Raw genomic sequence first — 17,485 nt, 5'->3', positions numbered from 1 at the left:
CGCTAGTCCCAGCCTGAAAACTGCGGCAGTCCATCGTCAATCTCGTAATGGCTGCCCTTCTCGGCCACAAAGATATGCGCGGCCAGCCGCCCGCCCGTCGGACCATCCACCACCCCCGCCTCGACCGAGAAACCCCCATCCGCCGCGCGAAACCACAGGCTGCTGCCGCAACCCTTGCAGAACCCTCGTACCCCGCCGCCCATGGTGCGATATTCGGCAAGGCCATCCTTCGCCTGCCACTCCACCACCGCCTCCTGCACATCGAAAGACGCGGAATAATGCCCCGAAAGGCTTCGGCATTGGTGGCAATGGCAGGCCGTGATCGCCCCCGCAGGCCCCGGCAGGGTGAACCGGCAGGCCCCGCACAAGCAGGACGCCGCCAACCGATCCGGCGCTGCGCCCGCCTCGGGTGGTGGGCCTTCGGGCGCATAATAATCCCCCGCATCTTCCGTGTAGATATGCTGCGCAACCTTGATCGACGTGGGCCCCTCCAGCGCGCCGGGGGAAAAACTGATCGCGTGATCCGCAGGCGTGCCCCAGTCAAAAACCGCATCCGCCTCTGGCAGCCAGAACAGCGTTGCGCCGCATTCCCCACAGAACCCCCGCTGCGCCACGGGCGACGACCGATACCACCGCAGCCCCCGCGCTTCCGTCACACGCCAATGTGCGACCGGCACGGAAGAAGCCGCCCAATAATGCCCGCTCACTTTGCGGCACTGGGTGCAATGGCAGGCCAGCACGTCGCGGATCGGTGCGTCCACCTCGAACCGCACCGCCCCGCAATGGCACGCCCCCCGCATCAGAGGGCCTCGCGGAACACTTCCGCCAGCAAAGGTACCAACCAATCCTCATCTGCCTGCGTAAAGGCCGCAGGCGTATCGCTGTCCAGATCAAGAACCCCCAGCAGAACGCCCTTCCCGTTCCACACCGGCAACACCAGTTCCGATTTGGTCGAAGACGAACAGGCAATGTGATCCGCAAACGCCTCCACATCCGGCACATTCTGCACCTTGCCCGTCCGCGCCGCCGCACCGCAAACCCCGCGCGAGAAGGGAATGACCAGACAGCCATGCCCCCCCTGATACGGCCCGATTTTCAGCAATTCCGGCCCCACCACCCGATAGAACCCCGTCCAATCGCAGAACGGATGCCCGTGATGGATCTCGCACACCACCGTCGCCATCAGCGCGACCGTATCCGTCTCGCCTTCGCACAGCGCGCGGATGCGCGCCGTGATCCCGTCGTAATCCACCGTCATCCCACGTCCCCGTCGATCAGTATCCCAGCGCGCAGCCATCCTTGCGCGGGTCCGATGCCCCCACCAGAACCCCGTCCTCGCAGATGAAAATCGCTTGGCACCCGCCAATCGGCTCGTCGGGGATCGACACGTCATGCCCCATCTCCGCCAGCCTTGCCCGCACCGCATCGGAATAGCCGCGCTCGACCTTCATCCCTTCCGGGCCCGTGAAACAGCGTGGCGCGTCATTCGCGGCCTGCAACTCCATCCCGAAATCCACAAGATTCGTCACCAGCCGCGCATGGCCGCAGGGCTGATAGGCCCCGCCCATCACGCCAAAGGGCATCGTCACCCGGCCATTCTGCCGCAGCATCCCCGGGATGATGGTATGCATCGGCCGTTTGCCCGGCCCCGCCTCATTCGGATGCCCCTCGGCCAGCGTGAACCCCGCCCCCCGGTTCTGGAAATTGATCCCGAACTTCTCCGACGCCAGCCCAGCGCCAAAGCCCCAGAAGATCGAATAGATCAGGCTCACCGCCATCCGGTCCTTGTCGACCACGGTGATATAGATCGTGTCCTTATGCACCGCTTCCGTCAGCGGGGCCGCCGCCGCCATCGCACGCCCGGGGTCGATCAGCGCGGCCAGCCGCGCCGCCGTCTCGGGCGCAAGCATATGGTTCAGCCGCGCCATATGATCCGGGTCCGCGATGAACCGGTTCCGCGCGTCATAGGCAAGCTTCGTCGCCTCTGCCTCGATATGCGCGCGTTCCGCCCCGAATGGGTCCATCGACGCCAGATCGAAATGACTCAGGATGTTCAGCATCAGGATCGCCGTCGCCCCCTGCCCATTCGGCGGATGCTCCAGAAGTTCCACGCCTTTATAGGTGCCACCAACCGGCGTCGTGTAATCGCAGGCCACGCCTGCGAAATCCTCCATCGAATGCGTCCCGCCCAAAGCACGCAGCGAGGCGACCATGTCTTCCGCCACCTCACCCTCATAGAACCCCGCCCGCCCCTCGCGCGCGATGCGGCGCAGCACCTCGGCCTGTCCGGGCGCGCGGAACATCTCGCCCGCCTTCGGCACCCGACCATTCACCAGATAATGCCGCCGTGCCACGCCTTGCAGGAATTCCGCATCCCCCGCCCAGTCAAAGGCCACCCGCGGGGCGACCGGCACGCCATCCTCGGCATAGCGGATGGCAGGCGTCAGCACCGCATCAAGGCCAAGCTTCCCCCAATCCGTCGAAAGACGGCAAAAGGCATCCACCGCACCGGGCAGCGTCACCGCCTCTACCCCATGCAACGGCACCGCCGACAGGCCACGCCCCCGCATCTCGGCCGCCGACAGGCCCGCAGGCGCGCGCCCCGATCCGTTCAACGCGATCACATCTTCCCGGCCCGCCGGTTTCAGCAGGACAAAGCAATCCCCGCCGATCCCCGTCATCTGGGGCTCGCACAGGCCCAAAAGCACCGCCCCGGCAATCGCCGCATCCACGGCATTCCCGCCACGCTCCATCACCTCCACCGCGACCTTTGCCGCCAAAGGATGCGACGTGGCGCAGATCCCGTTCGTCGCATAGACGGCGGAACGGCCGGGCAAATGGAAATCGCGCATCATGGTTCTCCCTGTCCTGTCGGGGGCAACCTAGGCGGCTTCGTCGATCTTTCCAATAACGCGCAACGCCCGTCCGTCGCAGAAGAAACGCGCCTTCTGTTCCATCCCGCAACCACATGCCATGGCCTGCATCGGCACCCCATGTCACCACAGTTTCACTGTGGCCAGTCTGGCCGATCGGTTTGGGTCATTTGGGGAAAGGATACCCCCGGTGCCGGGAATGGGTGGGGGCAGAAATCGCGGCACCGGGGGGCAGCTCGCACAACAGCTACGGTGAACTTAACGGCGGTGACGCGAAAAGGTTTAGCCGTGCCTGCGCCCGCCCCGCTGATAAGGCCAGTCCGGCGCTGCATCTCGCGCTTAATCCGCCGTCACCCCGCTCACGGCACGCAAACAGAACTAAAGGCCATGCGCCATTGTCACCCCTCCTTCTGCCCGCACCTCCAGCGTCAGGATGTTCAGTCCCCGCTTCCGCCGCAGCGCGAACCGTTCCGTCAAGGCGCGGATCAAGGGCAGGCCAAACCCGCCTTCAGCCGCCTGCGAAGGCATCTCTCGCGCCATTTCTCCGGCGGATGGCGCGCGAGAGGCCCGATCCACCACACGCCAGCCCAGCCCCGGACGCCCCGGCAGCGCCACCAGCCCAATCCAGCCGGGCCTGCCACCATAGCCATGTTCCACCACATTGTTCAGCACCTCTGCCAGAACCAGCAGTGTGCAATCCCTTTCCTCCTCGCTTAGCCGGACCAGCGCCGGGTCTTGTTCCAACCGCTCCAGCAGGCCGCGCACCGCCGCCGGATCGGCTGCGATCACATGCCGTTCACGCCGCTTCGCCAAGGGCATCGGCCACCTCTGCATGAATGGCGAACAGCATATCCATCCGCGTCAGTCGAAAGACCCGCGCCACAGGCCCGGTCAGCCCCGCCAAATCCATCGCCTGACCTGCCCGCAGAAAGCGCCGCACGGCAACCACTGCGCCCAACCCGCTGGAGTCGATGAACCCAACGCCGGACAGATCCAGCACCACCCGCCCCGGTGCGGACTCCACCGCCGCCTTCATCCTGTCCTTGAACCCGACCGCGCCCAAGGCATCCAGCCGCGCCTCGTCCGGGCGGATGATCGTCACCCCGCCGCGTCCTTCGATCTGCAAATCCATGCGCATCCCTCCTTGCCGAATGGGCAAAGCGTGGCAGGAAAGAATGAAGGAAAGGTTTGCGTCAGTTCAGCTGAAACTGAAGCGGATAGCGGCCATCCTCGAAATCGCCGAACAGATCCGGCAGATCGGGATGCCCTACCGGTTCCCCGGTTTCATCGGGCAGAAGGTTCTGCTCTGACACATAGGCCACGTAATAGGATTGATCATTTTCGGCCAGCAGATGGTAGAACGGCTGGTCCTTTACGGGGCGGCTGTCTTCGGGGATGGCGTCATACCATTCTTCGGTGTTGGAAAACCGCGGGTCCACATCAAATATCACACCGCGGAAGGGGTGCTTCCGGTGGCGGACAACCTGCCCGATGTGAAATTTGGCCTGCGCGGTAAACATGACATTGCATCCCTTGAATTCTTTTACTAATCCCACCCGCCACCTCTTGTCCATCGGGCAGGTGCAACAGCGGGGAAACAGTCTGTGAACCTCATCCTGACAGTGCTCGAAATCGTGGCCCCCGTCGGCTTGCTTGGTTTGATCGGATTTCTCTGGGTTCGCGCCGGTTTCGACTACCGGATGGAGTTCATCACACGCCTCTGCATGACCCTTTCTGTCCCCGCCCTCGTCTTCACCGCGCTGATGAAGACCGAGATCGATCCCTCCGCCCTCACCACCCTCTCACTGGCGGCGGCATTGGCCTATGGCGGACTGACGATCATCTTCTGGATCACCACCCGCCTCCTGCGGCTTGACCTACGCACCTATCTTGGCCCGCTCATCTTCGGGAACACCGGGAATGTGGGGCTTCCCCTTGCCCTCTTTGCTTTCGGCGCCGAAGGCCTTGGCTATGCCATCGTCGTCTTTGCCGTGATGATCCTGTGGAGCTTTACCTTCGGCCTCTGGATCGTGGCAGGCGGCGGGTCGCCCGCCCGGCTTTTGAAGGAACCGATCATGGGCGCCACGCTCCTCGGCGCGCTCTTTCTCTGGCAGGGCTGGCAGACGCCCCGCTGGCTCACCAACTCTCTCGACCTGATCGGCCAGATCGCCATCCCCCTCATGCTCATCACGCTCGGCGTCGCGGTGGCACGGCTGAACGCCCGCCACTTGGGCCGCGCCTTCGCCCTCTCGCTTCTTCGCGCGGCCTTCTGCCTTGCGGCCGCCCTTGGCGCGGGCCTCGCACTCAACCTGCCCCCCGTGGCGCTTGCCGTCCTGATCCTTCAGGTCACCACCCCCGTCGCCGTCACCTCCTATATGATGGCCGAGAAATACGGCGCCGACTCCGATGCCGTCGCGGGTCTTGTCATCGCCTCCACCCTCCTTTCGGTGATCACACTTCCGCTCACTCTCGCCTTTCTGATCTGACGCGCCCCTTTGCCCCATTTCCCCCGACGCGAATTTGCCCTATCCTGCCCGGCAAAACAAAAATCGTGCGAGTGGGCAAATGAGCAGAATCCTCCGCGCGTCGATCCTCTTGATGTTGTTGGCCTCCTGCGGGGGCGGCAACTATTCGGCGCCACGCAATCTTGATAACGCCTGCGCCCTTGTGGCCGAGCGTCCGGCCTATTTCCGTGCCATGCGCGATGCCGAACGCCGCTGGGGCGTGCCGATCCATGTCCAGATGGCCACCTTCCATCAGGAATCCAAATTCATCGGCAATGCCCGCACCCCCCATCGCTATGCCTTGGGCATCATCCCGATGGGCCGCCAATCCTCGGCCTATGGCTATAGCCAGGCCCTCGACGGCACGTGGGAGGAATATGAAGACGCCGTCGGCCGCTGGGGCGCGCGCCGCGACCGGATTGATGACGCTGCTGATTTCATGGGCTGGTATATGGACATCTCGACCCAGCGCCTCGGCATTTCCAAATGGGACGCGCAGGCGCAATACCTCGCCTATCATGAGGGGCGGACGGGCTATGCCAACCAATCCTACCTGAACAAGCCCTGGCTCATGGACGTTTCGGCCAAGGTCGCCCAACGGGCCGAAATGTATCGCGCCCAGCTGGCCTCCTGCGGCCGCATCTAAAGATTGAACCGAAGGAAAAGGGGCCGGATCACCGGCCCCGCTTTTCCACTTCCAGCGTGATGTTGAACAGCGATGCAGGCAGGTTCATCCCCGTCACCATCCGGTCCAACACAATGGTCGTGCGATTGCCCAGATCATCCGTGATGATCCATGAGGTCAGCGCAACGGGATCATTGGAAAACACCAATTCGATCGTCCCATATTCCGGCGCATCCGGGTCTTGCGCCACGACGCGCGTGGTATCCTCTGCCTCGTAATGCCCCACCACCATGCGCGCCGTGCCAAGGTTCACCTTATCGGCAAGGATCAGGTTCAATGGCGTGCGCCGCAGCGGATACTGCTCGGGCGGCTGGTTCGACTTGGCATCGAAAATCGCCACCTGCCCGCCCCCTGCCATCACAAGGCTGCGGTCAGGCGGCGCATATTCGAACCGCACCCGCCCCGGACGGCGGATGTAAAGCCGCCCTTCCGAAATGCTGCCATCCGCATTGATCTGGGTGAAATCGGCCTCGGCCGTGGTCAGCCCATTCAGATAGGCCGAAAGCGTAGCCAAAGGCACAAGTTCCGCCCGCGCAGGCAGGGTCGCCAACGGGGCGAGGGTCATCGCAAGGATCGGGGCCAAAAGGGCGGTGCGTCTGTTCATGGCCCGAATATATCCGCTCGCCCCCGCCTGTGCATCCCCGGCTCCCGCAATGTTGCAACCTTGTGCCGACCGCGTGATCACACACACGCCCCGGCAGGGGCAAGGCCAAGGGGAATCGCCCAATTCCTGAGCAAAGTGTGAAGACGGAAATCTCCGATAATTCTCTCAGAACCGTATTTTTCTCCGGCCCTACTAAAACTTAGCGCAATAATTTACTGCCAACTTCAAAAATTGGCATTTTTTCTCCCAAGATTTCCTCGGACACGCCACATCATCGCAAGCACCTTCCCAAGGGATTCCGGCATCTTCCGCGCAATTCGCACCCAACCCTCTGGCAAGGCAGGCAAAGATGAAGATCGTGGTTCTCGGCGCAGGCGTGATCGGTGTCACCTCGGCCTGGTATTTGGCCAAGGCCGGGCATGAGGTCACGGTGATTGACCGCCAGTCCGGCCCTTCGCTGGAAACGTCCTTCGCCAATGCGGGCGAAATCTCACCCGGCTATTCCTCGCCTTGGGCGGCCCCCGGCATTCCGGCCAAGGCCATCAAGTGGATGTTCATGAAACACGCGCCGCTGATCATCCAGCCGCGCCCCGATCTGGCGAAACTCGGCTGGATGGCAAAGATGCTGGCGAACTGCACGACGGCGGCTTACCAGACCAACAAGCGCCGCATGGTCCGCCTTGCCGAATACTCGCGCGACTGCCTGATGGACCTGCGCGCAGAAACCGGCATCTCCTATGACGAACGCACCCAAGGCACGCTGCAACTCTTCCGCACGCAGAAGCAGGTCGAAGCTGCCGCGAAAGATATTGAGGTGCTGCGCGCCGATGGCGTCCCGTTTGAGGTGCTGGACCGCGACGCCTGCCTCGCCGCCGAACCCGGCCTCGCCGGCGCGCGCGACAAGATCGCGGGCGGCCTGCGCCTGCCGGGCGATGAAACCGGTGATTGCTTCAAATTCACCAACAGCCTTGCCGAAATGGCCGAAAAGCTGGGCGTGATCTTCCGCTATGGCGTGGGCATTGCCGGGCTGGAAAGCGATGGCAGCCGGATCGTGGCCGCCCGCACCTCCGAAGGGCGCGTTACAGCCGATGCCTTCGTCGTGGCCCTTGGCAGCTATTCACCCTTCCTCGTCGCGCCCTTCGGCATGAAACTCCCGGTCTATCCGGTGAAGGGCTATTCGATCACCGTCCCGATCACCGATGAAAGCCGCGCCCCCATCTCCACCGTGATGGACGAAACCCACAAGATCGCGATCACCCGTCTGGGCGACCGCATCCGCGTGGGTGGCATGGCGGAAATCGCAGGCTTCGACCTGTCGCTAAACCCCAAACGCCGCGCCACGCTGGAACATTCGGTCGAAGACCTGTTCGGCGGCGCGGGCGATCAATCGCGCGCCACCTTCTGGACCGGCCTGCGTCCGATGACACCCGATGGCACCCCGGTCGTGGGTCGCTCCACCGTGCCGAACCTCTTCCTGAACACGGGCCATGGCACGCTCGGCTGGACGATGGCCGCAGGCTCGGGCCGCGTGCTCGCTGATATCGTGTCAGGCCGCACGACCGAGATTGAAAGCGCCGACCTCGGCTATGCCCGTTACCTGAAATCCCGCAGCGCGTCCCGTGCAAGGGGCTTCGGTGTGGCGCAGCCCGCCTGATCGGTAGGATGGGCAGTATTGCCCATCTTCTTACCGCTCAAGCCTCGACGCCATTTCTGGTTACCTAAATCTCCCACCAGCGCGCGCTGCGTGACCACAGTTTGCTGCACAAAAGGCGGCACAAAACAGGGCACAATCGTTTCTGGCCCTTCGTTTCCCGATCCGATAATCCCTATCGTTCAGGATCGCGGTAAAGATGGTGCCCGCCCTGCCAGTCGGTGATCCGCCACAGCCCATCGCCCAATGGTTCCGCATGGTCTCGAACCAGCGGCACCTTTCCGTAACCACCCGGAATATCAAGCACATAGGTCGGGATTAGCGTCCCGCTGATCCGCCCGCGCAGCCCCGCCATCAAGGCTTTTCCTTCCGCAATCGTGGTGCGGAAATGCCCCGTTCCTTTGGCCAGATCGCAATGGTGCAGGTAATAGGGCTTCACCCGCAACCGCATGAGTTTGCGGAACAATTCCTCCAAAGCCGCGACGCTATCATTGATACCGCGCAGCAGGACCGACTGCGACAGCAGCGGAATACCCGCCTCCGCCAACCGCGCCAAGGCCGCCTCGGCGGCCTCTCCGATCTCCTGCGCATGGTTCGTGTGAACCACCACCCAGACCCGCGCGCCCCGCAGTGCCGCGACCAGCGCCTCCGTCACCTTTTCCGGCGCAACCACCGGAATCCGCGTGTGAATCCGCACCTGATCGACATGCGCTATCATTGATAGCCGATCCATCAACCCCTTGATGCGCCTTGCAGAAAGCACCAGCGGATCGCCCCCCGTCAGGATCACCTCGCGGATCGCCGGATGAAGCGCGATGTAATCAAGGGCTGCCACAAGATCAGTATCAGGCAACGTTCCCTCGTCCCCCACCGCCTCACGCCGGAAACAGAACCGGCAATAAACCTCACAGGTCTTGGTTACATGCAGGATGACACGATCCGGATAGCGATGCGTCAGCCCCTTCACCGGGGAATAGACCTCATCCCCGATGGGATCAGCCAATTCCTCCTCCCGGATTATCATTTCGGCAGCCTCCGGCACAAATTGCCGCGCCACCGCATCCCCCACCCCCAAAACCCGCCCCCGCATCGCCCCGGTCATGCGGATGCGGAACGCCTCTTCCACTGGGGTCAGCGAAGGTGCCTGCGCGGGCGACACGAGTCCCGCTGCCACCATCTCTGCCAAGCCATTGATTGCCCGCTGTTCGGTCATACCTGCCTCGTTCATCCGGGCGCGGCACCTATCAAGCAGGGTCCGAAAGAACAAGGCCGCCCCTTGGGCGGCCGTTGCCTTAACAATTTCTTAACGCCTTTGACTATGCCTCCGGAATAAGAATCTCGCGCTTGCCCACATGGTTGGCGCGGGTGACGACGCCTTCTTCCTCCATCTGCTCTACCAGACGCGCGGCCTTGTTATAGCCGATCCCCAGCTTGCGCTGGATGTAGGACGTGGAACATTTCCGGTCCCGCGCCACGATGGCAACGGCTTGATCGTAAAGAGCTTCATCGCTGCCCTCGGCCCCGCCTCCGCCAAGGCCCAGCACCAGATCGATGTCGTCGGCCTTATCATCTTCCGGCCCTTCGACCACGCCCGACATGTATTGCGGCGGCCCAAAGCTCTTGAGGTGGTTGACGATTTCCTCGACTTCCTCATCCGAGACAAAGGGCCCGTGGATACGGGTGATCTTTGCGCCGCCAGCCATGTAAAGCATGTCGCCCATGCCCAAAAGCTGTTCGGCCCCCTGTTCACCAAGGATCGTGCGGCTGTCGATCTTGCTGGTTACCTGGAAAGAAATCCGGGTCGGGAAGTTGGCCTTGATCGTCCCCGTGATCACATCCACCGAAGGCCGCTGCGTCGCCATGATCAGGTGGATGCCCGACGCCCGCGCCATCTGCGCAAGTCTTTGAATACAGGCCTCAATCTCTTTGCCCGCCACCATCATCAGATCGGCCATCTCGTCCACAATGACAACGATATAGGGCAGTGCGACGGGGGCGAATTCTTCTGTCTCGAAGACCGGCTCGCCGGTATCCTCGTCAAACCCAGTCTGGATGGTGCGCTTGAAAAGCTCACCCTTGGCCAGCGCCTCGCGCACCCGGCCGTTATAGCCTTCGATGTTCCGCACGCCCATCTTGGACATTTTGCGGTAACGCTCTTCCATCTCGCCCACCACCCATTTCAAGGCGACGACGGCTTTCTTGGGGTCTGTCACCACAGGCGAAAGAAGATGCGGAATCCCGTCATAGACCGACAGTTCAAGCATCTTTGGGTCGATCATGATCAGCCGACATTCTTCGGGCGTCAGCTTATAAAGAAGCGACAGGATCATGGTGTTGATCGCAACCGATTTACCCGAACCCGTGGTCCCCGCGATAAGAAGGTGGGGCATCTTGGCAAGGTTCGCGACCAAGGGTTCACCGCCGATATCCTTGCCCAAAGCAAGTGGCAGCCGCATGTTGCTATCGCCAAAGTCCCGTGCAGAAAGGATTTCCCGCAGCACGACCTTCTCCCGATGCGCGTTCGGCAGTTCGATCCCGATCACTGTCCGCCCCGGCACCGTCGACACCCGCGCCGATAGGGCCGACATCGACCGCGCAATGTCATCGGCCAGCCCGATCACGCGGCTGGCTTTCAGGCCCGGCGCAGGTTCCAGTTCATACATCGTGACAACCGGGCCGGGGCGTACGCTTACGATCTCACCCTTCACACCATAGTCGTCGAGCACGTTTTCCAGCATCCGGGCGTTTTCTTCCAATGCCTCGTCCGAAAGCGTGTGGCGCTGCACCGTTGAAGGCGCGGCCAAAAGGGAAAGCGGCGGAAGTTCATATTCCGGCTGCATTTCTTCGAAGCGCAGGCGCGGCTGCGCCTCGGCCATCGCCTGCCGCGACGGGGCTGCGGGTTTCTTCGCCACATGCTGAACCACCGGGCGACGATCCGCCGTCAGGGGACGGGCAGGGGTGGGGATATCATCCTCGTCGACGTAATCCTCTGCCTCAGGCATCCAGCCATCGGCGTGGAACATGTTGTCGCCATCCTCCCAAGCCTCTTCCAACTCGGGAAGGGAATGATCTTGCGGCATATCAAGCGTTTGGCGCTGCGTTACACCCAACGGAGGGACTATCGGCGCCACGGGAACAGTCATGGTCGGCGTCAACGGCGGCTCCACCGGCAGGGGGCGCGGCGCAGGTGTCAGATCGGCGATCAAGGGTTGCGGCCCCCGCCGTAATGCCGGCTCCCGCCGCTGCACCGCCGCTTGAACGACATTCACAGGTCCGCCCGGATTGCGGATACGCGACTTTATCGCGTCCGAGATGCGTGCGCGGATGCGGTCTTCATCCGGTCGGATCCCTCCGTCATAGTCGGGCTGCGTCGGTTCTACCAGTTCCGGCTCTGGGTCGGACAGGCGGCGCATCAATCCCGGCACGCGGGCAAGTAGGCCCAGCTTTTCCTTAGGTGGCGCGTAATGCGGCGCCTCCGCAAGGGGGGCTGCATAGCGCGGTTCTGCCCGCAATTGCACCGGACGGCCCCATTCCGCCGCACCTTGCGCAGGTGAGGCCGGTGGTTCGCTCAGGGGGCGGCGCACTACGCCTCGTGCATTGGTTGGTGCCGCTTCAGCCTCCCACGCCGCAGAGCGGCGCACAGATGCCTCTGCTCGATTGGCATGTGCCATGCGGCGACGTTCTTGCATGGCAAGCGCTGCGCGCGCAGTCCCTTGCGCGCCCCGTCCCGCCACTGCCATTGCCTGCGAATAGGCGATGACGGTGCCAACCATCAAGAACCGCCCAATCTGTCGTAATTCAGCGCGATCAAAACCCGTCACGAAAAGCAGCATCGCCAGCACGCCGATACCCAGCAAAAGCGATACTAGTTTCAGGCTAAAGCCCGCGCTGCCCGGCACGATCCCAATCAACGCACCAAGAACAGTATCTCCGAACAGCCCGCCCAACCCGAAGGAATGTGGCCAACCCTGTCCCGGGACCAACGTCGCTGCATAGACCGAACACATGGCGACTGCGATCACGGCAAAGACGATCCGGCCCAAGACTCGGTCGGCGCCACGATGCGTCAGGAAGCGCCCACCCCAAACCATCAGAATGAGGGGGATGGACCATGCGCCCTTTCCCCCGATGATGATTAGGGTTGAGGCCAGCGCCGCCCCGAAACGGCCAAGTGCATTCTTGGCAGGCTCATCCGTAGCGACCATCCAACCCGGATCGTCAGGCGAATAGGTCCAGAGCATCGCGACAAAGGCCAGTGCGACCGCCACAAGGACAAGCCCCAAAAGCTCGCGTCCGCGACGTTCCAGCATCGCCTGCATGTTCTGATCCAGAAGGGGATCCCGCTGCCGTGCCTGATAGGATGCCATGCTGCTATACCTCACCCGTAGATGCAGTCGCGAAGCCGGATCAGCCCACGCTGCATTTCGTCCCTTGGGGCCACCATCGCGACCCGGATATATCCCTTGCCGGGGTTCTGCCCCCCGGCGTCACGCGACAGGTAAGCGCCGGGCAGTACCCGCACCCCCGCCTGTGTCCAAAGCTTTAGGGCAGCCTCTTCCCCATCTTCGACTGGAAGCCAGAGAAAGAACCCGCCTTCAGGATTGGAAAACCCCTGCACGCCTGCGAATACCTCATCCGCGATGCGGAACTTTTCCTGGTACAGCGCAAGATTGGCACGCACATGCGCCTCATCCGACCAAGCCTGTTCACTCACCCGTTGAACAGGCAGCGGCAGGGGCGCACCGGCAAAGGCGCGCAGTTGGCGGATGCGGGCGATGCCCTGCGGGCCGCCCGCCACGAAACCCGACCGAAGTCCCGGCAGGTTTGACCGTTTCGACAACGAATGAAAAACGAAAATGCGTTCTGGGTCCGCCCCGATCTCGGCGGCCACCTCCAGCGAACCAGGGGGCGGCGCATCGCGCCAGATCTCGGAATAGCATTCGTCGGAAAAGATGCGGAAATCGTGGGTTTCCGCAAGTCGCAGCAGCCCCGCCAGATAATCGCGCGATGCAATTGCCCCTTGCGGATTGGCGGGCGAACAGAGGTAGGCGATTGCGACCCGGTCCAGCACCTCCTTGGGCAGCGCCGCATAATCCGGCAGGAACCCCGTCGCTGCCGTGGCGGGCACATAGACAGGCTCTGCCCCCATCGCTAGCGCAGCCACGGCATAGACCTGATAGAAGGGGTTGGGCATCAGTACGATCGGCCTTTTGCCACCCTTCGCTTCAGGGCACAGGGCAACAGCGGCGTTGAAAAGCCCTTCGCGCGTGCCGTTCAGCACCATCAACCGATCATCGCCCAGATCGACCCCGTAGCGCCGCTTCAGCCAACCGGATATCGCGGCAAGTAACTCTGGAGTTCCGTCATTCGGGGGATAGACAGCAAAGCCTGCCACGCTCTCCGCAAGCACCGGACCAACGAAATCAGGCATCGGATGGCGCGGCTCTCCGATGGTCATGGCAATCGGCTCGGCCCCCGGCTTGTGGGGGTCAAGCAATTTCCGCAAACGCGGAAATGCGTAATCTGGCAGGCTCAAGAACCGCTCAGGAAACTGCATTCGTGCCTCAATCCCGGGGTCGTGTCGCCCCGTTTTGAAGCACGATAGCCAACCGATGGGCGGTGGTCCAGAAAAAGGCAACTCGCGCCATCACTTGGCAGCCAAAGCTGTGGCTTTTGCGACTCTGCCCCTTACCGCAGCGCCCTTGTCGCGGCCGCACCCACACGCAGTAGACGTTCTTCCTGATGCGGTGCGCCAAGGAAACTGATCCCGCAGGAAGGCTGCATTGTGGGTAGGGTCAATCCACAAAGGCCCATCAGGTTGCCAATCCGCGTGTTGCGCAAGGCCAGCAGGTTTTCCGTGACGTAATAGGCATCATCCGTCATCAGCCTATCCGACTGCGGTGGCAAGATGGGCGAAGTGGGAAGGATAACGGCGTCGTATCCCGCTGTCTTTTCCTGCCAAACCTTCCGCAGCACCTTTAGCCGCCGCCAGCCTGATACGTAGTCAGACGCGCTGAATGACGCGCCCGAACGGAAGCGTTCCAAGATGCGGGGGAACATTTTTTGAGGCGCAGCTTCGATCGTGTCGCGCCAGATGCCATAGGCTTCGGCGGTGAAGATCAGCGCGGCCAGACCCATCGCTTCGGCCACTTCGGGCACTTTGCCATGGGTGATTTGGGCACCACCCGCCGCAAGCCGAGCAACTGCATCCTCGAACCCCTGCGCGGGCCGTTCGCGCAGATCGTCAAGCGCGACCGTTTCAAGCACCAGAAAGCGCATGCCAGACAGGCTTGCCCCGCCAAGATCGGTGGGGCGGCCGCCTTCCATGGCTGCCAGAAGAAGCGCGCAATCCTCGACCGTGCGTGCAATGGGGCCGATGGTGTCGAACTTTTCGCAAAGCGGCACAGTTCCGCGCAACGAGATGCGGCCCGCCGTTGTCTTGAGCCCGACCAGATCATTCCATGCCGCCGGAATGCGGACTGACCCGCCCGTATCCGACCCGATCGCTGCAGGCGCCAAACCATAGGCGACGGAAGCGGCCGCCCCAGACGAGGATCCGCCCGGAACCGCGCCTTCGTCATTGATGCAAGGGGGCGTTGCCGTGACTGGGTTCAACCCAAGCCCGGAAAAGGCCAGTTCAGACATATGCGTCTTTCCAAGACAGACCAGACCGCCTTGGGTGGCCACCTCTACCACTTCGGCATCCCGCGCAGGCACGCGGCCCTTCAGAAGGGCGGACCCCGCCTCTGTCGCCGCCCCCGCCGTATCGAATAGGTCCTTCCAGCTTATCGGAACGCCGTCCAGCAGACCACGGCGGAACCCTTTGCGCGCTCTGCCATGGGCGGCCATCGCCTCGGCCCGTGCGCGGGCGGGTGTCAAGCGGGCATAGATGCGGTCGGCAAGCGGGTGGTTTGCGATCGCGTCAAGATGCTGTTCTGCCAGATCGACAGGGTTGATCCGCCCTGCGCCAATCTCGCGCCCCAATTCCGCAGCTGTGAGGTTTTGCCAATTCTTGCCCATGCGCGCCTCCATATCGGACCGGACGGTAGCGGCAGAGCGGCGCATGGACAATCCGTTTGCCGCCATCATATTGGCCATCATGAAATTCGATACCGATATCCTGATCGCAGGCGGAGGCCTGAACGGCCCGGCTCTTGCCCTTGCCCTTGCGCATGGGGGGTTACGGGTGACAGTGGTCGATGCGCGCCCCGCGCCTGCGCGGGCCGAAGCCGGGTTTGACGGGCGAGCCTATGCGCTGGCCATCGCATCGCGCCGCTTGCTGACGATGATCGGCATCTGGCCGACGGTCGGCGATCTGGCCCAGCCTATCCTTCAGATCAAAGCCAGCGACGGTCTTGCGGGCCAAGGCCCGGCGCCCTTCTTTCTGACCTTCGATGCAGCCGAGATTGAGGAAGGGCCGATGGGCTTTCTTCTGGAAGATCGCCACCTTTACGCGGCCTTCCTTGCTGCGATGCGGGAAGAGCCAAATATCACCCTTCTGTCGGGCGAAACCGTCACAGATCAGGATGTGACGGTGAATGGCGTTACTATCACGCTTGCCAGTGGTGGACGTTTGAAGGGCCGCCTTTTGGTGGGGTGCGATGGGCGCGGCAGCGGAACGGCCACGCGGGCGGGCATACGCCGTGTTGGATGGGGCTATGGGCAGACGGCATTGGTCACCGCGATCCGGCATGAGAAAGATCATTGCGGCACCGCGCATCAATTCTTCATGCCCGAGGGACCTTTGGCCATCTTGCCCCTGAAAGGCGGCCATCATTCCAGCATCGTTTGGAGCGAGACAGAGGAAAACGCCGCCCGCATACAGGCCCTGCCGGATGACCAGTATCTTGCGGCGCTGCGCCCCCGTTTCGGCGATTTTCTGGGCGAAATAACGCTTGCCGGGGATCGGTTCACCTATCCGCTTTCCCTTTCTCTTGCCGAACGATTTGTGGCGCCGCGCGTGGCGTTGGTGGGGGATGCGGCGCATGGCGTGCATCCCATCGCTGGACAGGGCCTGAACCTTGGCCTGCGCGATGTGGCAGCGCTGGCGCAAACCTTGATCGAGGCGCATCGCAGGGGCGAAGATATTGGCAGCCTCACAACACTTGAGGCCTATCAGCGGTGGCGAAGGTTCGACTCCACCACGCTTGCCCTTGGCATGGATACTGTCAATCGACTGTTTTCGAACGATAACCCGATCTTGCGCACTGGCCGTGACCTTGGGCTTGGGCTCGTGAACGCACTTCCGGGCTTGCGTCGCCGTTTCATCCGGCAGGCCGCCGGTTTGCAGGGTGATCTGCCGCGCCTTCTGGCCGGAAAACAGATCTAGTCCAGCGCGCGTGCCTCACTGACCAGCATGATCGGGATGCCGTCACGGATCGGAAAGGCCAGATGCGCCGCCCGCGACACCAGTTCCTGCCGTTCGGCATCATAGGTCAGCACGGCCTGCGTCATGGGGCAGACCAACGCATCCAACATCCGGCGGTCAAACACCGTGGCCTCGGTCATTGCATCACCTCATCCGATGACCCGCCGCGCAGGGCGAATTCGATCAATGTCACCAGCGTTTCCCTGCGCGTGGTCAGCGACGGCGCCTCAAGCAGCGCCTGCTTGTCTTCTGGGCTGAAGGGACAGAGCATGGATAGTGAATTGATCAGTAACTCCGTCTCGGCCTCTTTCATGCCGGACCAGTCCGTCGACAGGTTCATCGCAGAAAAATAGCGCCCGAGCAGGTCTAGGAATTCCGCCCGTCGAAAACCGGCATCCTCTTCTGTCGCGCCAAGGTCGCGCTGGAAGCCAGCCCAGTCCACTGCGCAGCGGCGATAGGGGGTGAAACCTGCCACCTCTTCCTTCACTCGGAACCGCGATATGCCGGACAGGGTAATCATATAGCGCCCATCCTCGGTTTCCGAAAATCCGGTCAGACGGCCCGCGCAGCCGATGGCATTCAGCCGCTTTTCGCCCGTTCCCGGCACCTCGCGTGGCTGGATCATCCCGATCAGGCGATGCTTTGTCTTCAGACAATCCTCGATCATCGCCAGATAGCGCGGTTCGAAAATGTGAAGCGGAAGCCTCCCTCGCGGCAAAAGAAGAGCACCGGGCAAGGGAAACACGGGAATGGTATCGGGCAGGTCGGCTGCGTTCATCATGCGCCTCAGGTAGCCCTGT

17 protein-coding genes are annotated in these 17,485 nt (G+C 62.6%); 4 read left to right on the top strand and 13 right to left on the bottom strand.

Going from position 1 to position 17,485, the window contains the following annotated elements; all coding sequences use genetic code 11:
• Positions 1–2: 2 nt before the first annotated feature.
• The 6 genes from QF092_RS14095 to hspQ all read right to left on the bottom strand — a co-directional run bounded on the left by QF092_RS14095 (position 3) and on the right by hspQ (position 4,393).
• On the bottom strand, positions 3–800 hold the full coding sequence (locus QF092_RS14095; RefSeq protein WP_281464710.1) for a GFA family protein: 798 nt from the start codon (positions 798–800) through the stop codon (positions 3–5).
• Positions 800–1,258 carry a GAF domain-containing protein gene (locus QF092_RS14090; protein WP_420026465.1) on the bottom strand — a complete coding sequence of 153 codons (459 nt, stop codon included), beginning with the start codon at positions 1,256–1,258 and terminating at the stop codon, positions 800–802. Before QF092_RS14090 ends, QF092_RS14095 begins: the two co-directional genes overlap by 1 nt.
• Before the next feature lie 16 nt (positions 1,259–1,274).
• Positions 1,275–2,852, bottom strand: coding sequence for a gamma-glutamyltransferase family protein (locus QF092_RS14085; RefSeq protein WP_281470010.1), 1,578 nt, complete (start codon positions 2,850–2,852; stop codon positions 1,275–1,277).
• A 399-nt stretch (positions 2,853–3,251) separates the two neighbouring features.
• A complete protein-coding gene (locus QF092_RS14080; RefSeq protein ID WP_281464708.1) occupies positions 3,252–3,692 on the bottom strand; it encodes an ATP-binding protein in 441 nt (146 codons plus the stop codon).
• Positions 3,670–4,005, bottom strand: coding sequence for an STAS domain-containing protein (locus QF092_RS14075; RefSeq protein WP_281464706.1), 336 nt, complete (start codon positions 4,003–4,005; stop codon positions 3,670–3,672). Before QF092_RS14075 ends, QF092_RS14080 begins: the two co-directional genes overlap by 23 nt.
• 61 nt (positions 4,006–4,066) lie before the next feature.
• Positions 4,067–4,393 carry a heat shock protein HspQ gene (gene hspQ / locus QF092_RS14070; RefSeq protein ID WP_281464704.1) on the bottom strand — a complete coding sequence of 109 codons (327 nt, stop codon included), beginning with the start codon at positions 4,391–4,393 and terminating at the stop codon, positions 4,067–4,069.
• 84 nt (positions 4,394–4,477) lie between these two features.
• On the opposite strand from hspQ, the gene QF092_RS14065 reads away from it, so the two are divergent.
• Together QF092_RS14065 and QF092_RS14060 are read left to right on the top strand one after the other, a co-directional pair.
• Positions 4,478–5,359 carry an AEC family transporter gene (locus tag QF092_RS14065; RefSeq protein ID WP_281464702.1) on the top strand — a complete coding sequence of 294 codons (882 nt, stop codon included), beginning with the start codon at positions 4,478–4,480 and terminating at the stop codon, positions 5,357–5,359.
• A gap of 79 nt (positions 5,360–5,438) precedes the next feature.
• Positions 5,439–6,023: a transglycosylase SLT domain-containing protein gene (locus tag QF092_RS14060; protein WP_281464700.1), complete on the top strand. Its 585-nt coding sequence runs from the start codon at positions 5,439–5,441 to the stop codon at positions 6,021–6,023.
• A 28-nt stretch (positions 6,024–6,051) separates the two neighbouring features.
• Here the strand turns inward: QF092_RS14060 and QF092_RS14055 are convergent, their stop codons facing one another.
• Positions 6,052–6,666: a LolA family protein gene (locus QF092_RS14055; RefSeq protein WP_281464698.1), complete on the bottom strand. Its 615-nt coding sequence runs from the start codon at positions 6,664–6,666 to the stop codon at positions 6,052–6,054.
• Between the two features lie 349 nt (positions 6,667–7,015).
• On the opposite strand from QF092_RS14055, the gene QF092_RS14050 reads away from it, so the two are divergent.
• Positions 7,016–8,320, top strand: coding sequence for a D-amino acid dehydrogenase (locus tag QF092_RS14050; protein WP_281464696.1), 1,305 nt, complete (start codon positions 7,016–7,018; stop codon positions 8,318–8,320).
• 172 nt (positions 8,321–8,492) lie between these two features.
• Here the strand turns inward: QF092_RS14050 and QF092_RS14045 are convergent, their stop codons facing one another.
• The 4 genes from QF092_RS14045 to QF092_RS14030 form a co-directional block, all read right to left on the bottom strand.
• Positions 8,493–9,530, bottom strand: a complete 1,038-nt coding sequence (locus QF092_RS14045) for a lysine-2,3-aminomutase-like protein (protein ID WP_281464694.1) — start codon at positions 9,528–9,530, stop codon at positions 8,493–8,495.
• A gap of 103 nt (positions 9,531–9,633) precedes the next feature.
• On the bottom strand, positions 9,634–12,684 hold the full coding sequence (locus tag QF092_RS14040; protein ID WP_281464692.1) for a DNA translocase FtsK: 3,051 nt from the start codon (positions 12,682–12,684) through the stop codon (positions 9,634–9,636).
• 11 nt (positions 12,685–12,695) lie between these two features.
• Positions 12,696–13,874 carry an aminotransferase class I/II-fold pyridoxal phosphate-dependent enzyme gene (locus QF092_RS14035; protein WP_281464690.1) on the bottom strand — a complete coding sequence of 393 codons (1,179 nt, stop codon included), beginning with the start codon at positions 13,872–13,874 and terminating at the stop codon, positions 12,696–12,698.
• Between the two features lie 131 nt (positions 13,875–14,005).
• A complete protein-coding gene (locus tag QF092_RS14030) occupies positions 14,006–15,337 on the bottom strand; it encodes an amidase (protein WP_281464688.1) in 1,332 nt (443 codons plus the stop codon).
• Between the two features lie 43 nt (positions 15,338–15,380).
• On the opposite strand from QF092_RS14030, the gene QF092_RS14025 reads away from it, so the two are divergent.
• Positions 15,381–16,646, top strand: a complete 1,266-nt coding sequence (locus QF092_RS14025; RefSeq protein ID WP_281470007.1) for a UbiH/UbiF/VisC/COQ6 family ubiquinone biosynthesis hydroxylase — start codon at positions 15,381–15,383, stop codon at positions 16,644–16,646.
• On the opposite strand, the gene QF092_RS14020 is transcribed toward QF092_RS14025, so the two are convergent.
• Positions 16,643–16,825, bottom strand: coding sequence for a Trm112 family protein (locus tag QF092_RS14020; RefSeq protein WP_281464686.1), 183 nt, complete (start codon positions 16,823–16,825; stop codon positions 16,643–16,645). The two genes, QF092_RS14025 and QF092_RS14020, sit on opposite strands and share 4 nt — an antisense overlap.
• Positions 16,822–17,466, bottom strand: coding sequence for an LON peptidase substrate-binding domain-containing protein (locus QF092_RS14015; protein ID WP_281464684.1), 645 nt, complete (start codon positions 17,464–17,466; stop codon positions 16,822–16,824). Before QF092_RS14015 ends, QF092_RS14020 begins: the two co-directional genes overlap by 4 nt.
• Positions 17,467–17,485 lie beyond the last annotated feature (19 nt).

The sequence above is a fragment of the Fuscovulum ytuae genome (genome assembly GCF_029953595.1).
Lineage (GTDB): Bacteria > Pseudomonadota > Alphaproteobacteria > Rhodobacterales > Rhodobacteraceae > Paragemmobacter > Paragemmobacter ytuae.
The sequence above is the reverse complement of the archived record's forward strand: the minus strand, read 5'-3'. Positions and strand labels throughout refer to the sequence as shown.

Coding starts and splice junctions, on each gene's coding strand:
- QF092_RS14040 (WP_281464692.1), bottom strand. CDS start 12,684: ATGGCATCCTATCAGGCACGGCAGCGGGATCCCCTTCTGGATCAGAAC.
- QF092_RS14035 (WP_281464690.1), bottom strand. CDS start 13,874: ATGCAGTTTCCTGAGCGGTTCTTGAGCCTGCCAGATTACGCATTTCCG.
- hspQ (WP_281464704.1), bottom strand. CDS start 4,393: ATGTTTACCGCGCAGGCCAAATTTCACATCGGGCAGGTTGTCCGCCAC.
- QF092_RS14030 (WP_281464688.1), bottom strand. CDS start 15,337: ATGGGCAAGAATTGGCAAAACCTCACAGCTGCGGAATTGGGGCGCGAG.
- QF092_RS14020 (WP_281464686.1), bottom strand. CDS start 16,825: ATGACCGAGGCCACGGTGTTTGACCGCCGGATGTTGGATGCGTTGGTC.
- QF092_RS14080 (WP_281464708.1), bottom strand. CDS start 3,692: ATGCCCTTGGCGAAGCGGCGTGAACGGCATGTGATCGCAGCCGATCCG.
- QF092_RS14090 (WP_420026465.1), bottom strand. CDS start 1,258: ATGACGGTGGATTACGACGGGATCACGGCGCGCATCCGCGCGCTGTGC.
- QF092_RS14025 (WP_281470007.1), top strand. CDS start 15,381: ATGGACAATCCGTTTGCCGCCATCATATTGGCCATCATGAAATTCGAT.
- QF092_RS14060 (WP_281464700.1), top strand. CDS start 5,439: ATGAGCAGAATCCTCCGCGCGTCGATCCTCTTGATGTTGTTGGCCTCC.
- QF092_RS14075 (WP_281464706.1), bottom strand. CDS start 4,005: ATGGATTTGCAGATCGAAGGACGCGGCGGGGTGACGATCATCCGCCCG.
- QF092_RS14055 (WP_281464698.1), bottom strand. CDS start 6,666: ATGAACAGACGCACCGCCCTTTTGGCCCCGATCCTTGCGATGACCCTC.
- QF092_RS14015 (WP_281464684.1), bottom strand. CDS start 17,466: ATGATGAACGCAGCCGACCTGCCCGATACCATTCCCGTGTTTCCCTTG.
- QF092_RS14095 (WP_281464710.1), bottom strand. CDS start 800: ATGCGGGGGGCGTGCCATTGCGGGGCGGTGCGGTTCGAGGTGGACGCA.
- QF092_RS14045 (WP_281464694.1), bottom strand. CDS start 9,530: ATGACCGAACAGCGGGCAATCAATGGCTTGGCAGAGATGGTGGCAGCG.
- QF092_RS14050 (WP_281464696.1), top strand. CDS start 7,016: ATGAAGATCGTGGTTCTCGGCGCAGGCGTGATCGGTGTCACCTCGGCC.
- QF092_RS14085 (WP_281470010.1), bottom strand. CDS start 2,852: ATGCGCGATTTCCATTTGCCCGGCCGTTCCGCCGTCTATGCGACGAAC.